4 protein-coding genes are annotated in these 4574 nt (G+C 75.1%); all 4 read left to right on the plus strand.

Annotated features, from left to right (window positions below):
• Positions 1-137: 137 nt before the first annotated feature.
• The 4 genes from ACA514_RS30215 (at position 138) to ACA514_RS30230 (ending at position 4469) form a co-directional block, all read left to right on the plus strand.
• Positions 138-1013 carry a LuxR C-terminal-related transcriptional regulator gene (locus ACA514_RS30215; RefSeq protein ID WP_375044657.1) on the plus strand — a complete coding sequence of 292 codons (876 nt, stop codon included), beginning with the start codon at positions 138-140 and terminating at the stop codon, positions 1011-1013.
• A 225-nt stretch (positions 1014-1238) separates the two neighbouring features.
• A complete protein-coding gene (locus tag ACA514_RS30220) occupies positions 1239-3041 on the plus strand; it encodes an AMP-binding protein (RefSeq protein WP_375044658.1) in 1803 nt (600 codons plus the stop codon).
• Positions 3042-3165: 124 nt separating this feature from the next.
• Positions 3166-4200: a 2,3-diaminopropionate biosynthesis protein SbnA gene (sbnA, locus tag ACA514_RS30225; protein WP_375044659.1), complete on the plus strand. Its 1035-nt coding sequence runs from the start codon at positions 3166-3168 to the stop codon at positions 4198-4200.
• Between the two features lie 50 nt (positions 4201-4250).
• Entirely contained in the window at positions 4251-4469 is a 219-nt protein-coding gene (locus tag ACA514_RS30230) for an MbtH family protein (RefSeq protein WP_375044660.1), read from the plus strand.
• Positions 4470-4574 lie beyond the last annotated feature (105 nt).

Below are 4574 nucleotides of genomic sequence, written 5' to 3' on the forward strand. Positions count from 1 at the left end.
TCAAGACTGGGGGAGTCGGGATGCTCCATGGGCTCGGGCTTGGATCCGACGCCGAGGCGCTGTACCGAATGATGATCAGGTGTCCGCGGGCTTCGACCGGGGAACTGGCGCGGCGGCTGGGGTGGACGGAGGCGCGGGTGCGCGAGGCGCGCGGCCAGCTCGTCGCGCTCGCGCTGGTGCGCCATTCGTGGGAGGAGCCGGGGGAGTACCGGGTCGTCAGCCCCGAGCTGGGCCTCGAGGCGCTGCTCACCCGCCAGGAGGCGGAGGTGCGCGAGTACCAGCGGCGCATCGCCGACAGCCGCGCCGCGGTGGCGAGCCTGCTGGACGAGTACGGCGAGCTGCGCAGCTGCAGCGAGGGGCTGGAGGCCGAGCGGCTGGTCGGGATCGACGCCGTCCGGTCGCGCATCGAGGAGCTCGCCCACCGCTGCGAGTCGGAGGTGCTGGGGTTCGCGGCCGGCGGGCCGCAGACGACCGACAACATGATGGCGAGCTGGCCGCTGGACCGGGCGGTCCTCGACCGCCGGGTGCGGATGTGCACGGTGTACCTGGACAGCATCGCCGGCGATCCGGCGAGCATGGCCTACGCGCGCCGGCTCATGGGCTCGGGGGCCGAGGTGCGGACCGTCGCGGCGCTGCCGCTGCGCATGGCCCTGTACGACCGGCACACCGCGCTGGTCCCGATCGACCCCGACGACAGCGGTGCCGGGGCGGTGCTGCTGCGCGGCGCCGGGCTGCTGACCGCGCTGTGCGCGCTGTTCGACCGGGTGTGGGAGAACGCCTCCCCGCTCGGCGAGGAGCGCAACCGCGACGACGACGGGCTGCTGGCGCAGGAGCGCGAGGTGCTGCGGCTGCTGGCGCGCGGCTACACCGACGAGGCGGTCGCGCGCAGGCTCGGCGTGTCGGTGCGGACGGGCCGGCGCATCACGGCCGGCGTCATGCGCCGGCTCAAGGCGCGCAGCCGGTTCGAGGCCGGCGTCAAGGCGGTCGAGCGGGGTTGGCTGAAGGCGCTGTGAGCTGGCCGGGCGCGGCGGCGGGCGCCGTGACCCGCGCGGTGACCCGCACTGGTCAGGGGGCCGGGCGGTGCTGGCAGCATGTTGCCGCCGCAGGGTCATGCACCGGAGCCGGGCGCCGATTGGACCAGGATTTAACCGACAATTGCGATAATGCACCGGACTGCGGCATCGGGGGGCCTTTGCCGCGCAGGTCGAAACCACGGGGTGAGCGGGCGCGTGTCTGGCATGGGGACTGAGGACGGGAACGACGGGCCGGACCACGGCGCGGACCACCGGGCGGCGCCGCGCCCGCCCGGCGGACTGGTGGAGCGGATCGGCGAGCACGCGGCCCGGGCGCCGTCGCGCATCGCGGTCATGGAGGCGGAGGGCGCCGGCGGCCTCACCTACGCCGAGCTGGACGCCGTCGCCAGGGCCAGGGCCGCCTGGCTGAGCGGCCACTGCGCTCCCGGCGACCGGGTCCTGCTCGTCTACCCGGCCGGCTGCGAGCTGCTGAAGAGCCTGCTGGGCTGCCTGTACGCGGGGATGACCGCGGTGGCCGCGCCGGTGCCCGGGCCGCCGTGGCATCTGGCGGGCGCGACCGGCAGGGCGCTGGACGCCGAGCCGCGCGTGGTGCTGACCGACACCCGCGACCTCATGGCGGTGGCGGACTGGATGGGGCAGGACGGCCTGCCCCGGATGTCGCTGCTCACCACCGGCCTCGCCGACCTCGACGTCCCGGCCGCGCCCGGCGCGCCGCCGTCCCTCCGCCCGCCCGCGCCGGACGCTGTCGCGCTGCTGCGATACGTCCCGCGGCCCGCGGCGGGCGCGGAGCGCGTCACCCACACCCATGGCGAGGTCGCCCGCCATTTCGAGCTCACCGGCCGGGTCATGGGCCTGGCGGAGGGGGTGCGGTCGGGCGCCTGGCTGCCGCCGCAGCCGGGCACGGGAGACCTCAGGCAGGTGCTGGCCGCGCTGTACGCCGGCGGCACCGCGATCATGCTGCCGCCGGGCGAGCCGGTTTCGCCGCGCCGCTGGCTGGAGCTGATCGACCGGCACCGCATCGAGGTGACCGGGGCGCCCGCGCGCTTCTACGACGAGTGCGTGCGCGGCGTGCCGGCGGAGACGGCCGGCCGGCTCGACCTGTCGCACTGGCGGCGGGCGCTGATCGAGGCCGACCAGGCCGCCGAGGGCGCCCCGGCGCGGTTCGCCGCCCGGTTCGCCGCCGCCGGCTTCCGGCCCGGGGCGTTCACGGCCTGCTACTCGCCGGCGTCGTGGACGACCCTCGTCTCGACGTCCCCGGCCATCACCGACGCCGGCGTCCGCTCGCTGGAGCGCGGCGTCCTCGAACCGCTCCGCTCCTGCTCGCTCGGCACCGAGGCCGCGGCCCAGGCGGACCCCGCCGTGGTGTCCCTGGTCGGGCTGGAGGTGCCGCCGGACATGCCGGTGGGCGTCGTCGACCCGGGCACCGGCGAGGCGATCCCGGACCTGCGCATCGGGGAGATCGAGATGGCGGGCGCGGACGGCCGCGGCCGCGAGCGCACCGGCGACCTCGGCGTCCGCTACGGCGACCGGGTGTACCTGGTCGGCCGCAGCGATGAGACCCTGTCCGCCTACGGGCGCACCGTGTACCCCGGGTTCGTCGAGCGCTGGGTACGGGGGCTGCACCGCGCGTTCAAGGGCGCGATCGGCGGCGTCTTCACGGTGCCGGCGCTGCGCGAGGAGCTCGTCGTCGTGCACGAGGTCCGGCAGGACGGCGCCGAGGAGTTCTGCCTGTCCTCGCTCGCCTGGACCATCCGGGACGCCCTGGCGCGCCGCTCCGGGGTGCGCGCCGGCAGCGTGGTGCTGCTGCCGGCCGGGGAGGTGCCGCGCACCGCCGAGGGCGGGGTCAACCGCGCCCTGCTGCGCGACCTGTTCATGGCGGACGCGCTGGAGTCGCTGCACGAGGAGCTCGACCAGGAGGTCCGGCGGCGCTACCGGCGCGAGCCCCCGATCCATCCGGTCCGGCTGATCCGGTCCCGCGCGCGCCGGCCGGCCGGGTCGGCGACGTAGTGGCGATATAGCCCAAATATTGGCACCTCCGCGACAGTGGATTCATCCGGGAGACGAAGTGACGGCCCGGAGACGTCGCGACCGGGCGCCGCCTGACGGCGCGCGTCCGGGAAAAGGGGAAGCCGTGCCGGGAAAGCTCGTGCGGGGTGTGCTCGAGAGCATCGGCGACACGCCTCTCGTCGAGCTGGAAAGGATTCTTCCGGAATTCCCCGTCCGGGTGTTCGGGAAGATGGAGCGGTTCAACCCCGGCGGGAGCATCAAGGACCGGACCGCGCTGGCGATGCTCCGCGACAGGATCCGCGACGGCGCGCTGGAGGCCGGCCGGTCGGTGGTCGTGGAGTCCACGTCGGGCAACCTCGGCGTCGGGCTCGCGCAGGTCTGCCTCTACCACGGCCTGCGCCTGGTCTGCGTGGTGGACGCCCGGACGACGGCGCGCAACCTGGCCGCGATGCGGGCGCTCGGCGCCGAGGTGGAGGTCGTGACCCGGCCCGACCCCGAGACCGGGGAGTTCCTGCCGGTGCGGCTGCGCCGCGTGCGGGAACTGGCCGAGACGCTGCCGCACGCCTACTGGCCGAACCAGTACGCCAACCCCCTGAACCCGGGCGCGCACGAGCAGACGATGCGGGAGATCGACCAGGCCCTGGACGGCCGGGTCGACTACCTGTTCTGCCCGGTCAGCACGTTCGGGACGCTGCGCGGCTGCGCCGACTACGTGCGCGGGCGCGGGCTGGGCACGACCGTCGTGGCCGTCGACGCCGTGGGCAGCGCCATCTTCGGCGGCCCGCCGGCGCCCCGCCTCATCCCGGGGCACGGCGCCTCGGTCCGCCCGGCGCTGGCCGATCCCGCCGCGGCCGACGACGTCGTGCACGTCACCGACCTGGAATGCGTGGCCGCCTGCCGCCGGCTGGTGCGCCGCGAGGCGGTGCTGGCGGGCGGCTCCTCGGGCGCGGCCGTCGCCGCCCTGGAGAAGCTCGCGGGCACCGTCCCGCCCGGGTCGCACTGCGTCCTCATCTTTCCGGACGGCGGCGACCGCTACCTCGACAGCATCTATTCCGACGAGTGGGTCTTCGAGCATTTCGGCGAGGTCTCACATCTGTGGAAGGAACCCGGAGAGAAAACGCCGGAAATGGCGGTGGAGAACTCCGGGCCCGGTATCTGAGCGCCGCCGGTGAACGGCGGCCCAGTTGTATCCGTGAAGGGAACGTGCACATGGCCGAAGAGCAGACCGACGCGCGCCCGTACCGCGTCGTCCTCAACGACGAGGAGCAGTACTCGATCTGGTGGGCGGACCGTGAACTGCCCGCCGGGTGGCGGGCCGAGGGCACCGAGGGCACCCGCGAGGAGTGCCTGGAGCACATCGGCACCATCTGGACCGACATGCGCCCCCTGAGCCTGCGCCGCCGCATGGAGCAGCAGGCCGCGGGCTGACGGCCCGCCGCCTCCGCACCGCCCCCCAGCCCGTCCGCTCGGCGCCCGAACCCGGGCGTCCGTCCCGCCGTGCCCGCCGTGCCCGCCGTCCGCCTGGGAGCCACC

It is taken from the genome of Actinomadura sp. NTSP31, from assembly GCF_041951385.1.
In the GTDB taxonomy this organism is placed as follows: Bacteria; Actinomycetota; Actinomycetes; order Streptosporangiales; family Streptosporangiaceae; genus Spirillospora; species Spirillospora napierensis.

Bases quoted from the DNA above. Each gene is read 5' to 3' on its own strand.
- ACA514_RS30230 (WP_375044660.1), top strand. From the start codon at position 4,251: ATGGCCGAAGAGCAGACCGACGCGCGCCCGTACCGCGTCGTCCTCAAC.
- ACA514_RS30220 (WP_375044658.1), top strand. From the start codon at position 1,239: ATGGGGACTGAGGACGGGAACGACGGGCCGGACCACGGCGCGGACCAC.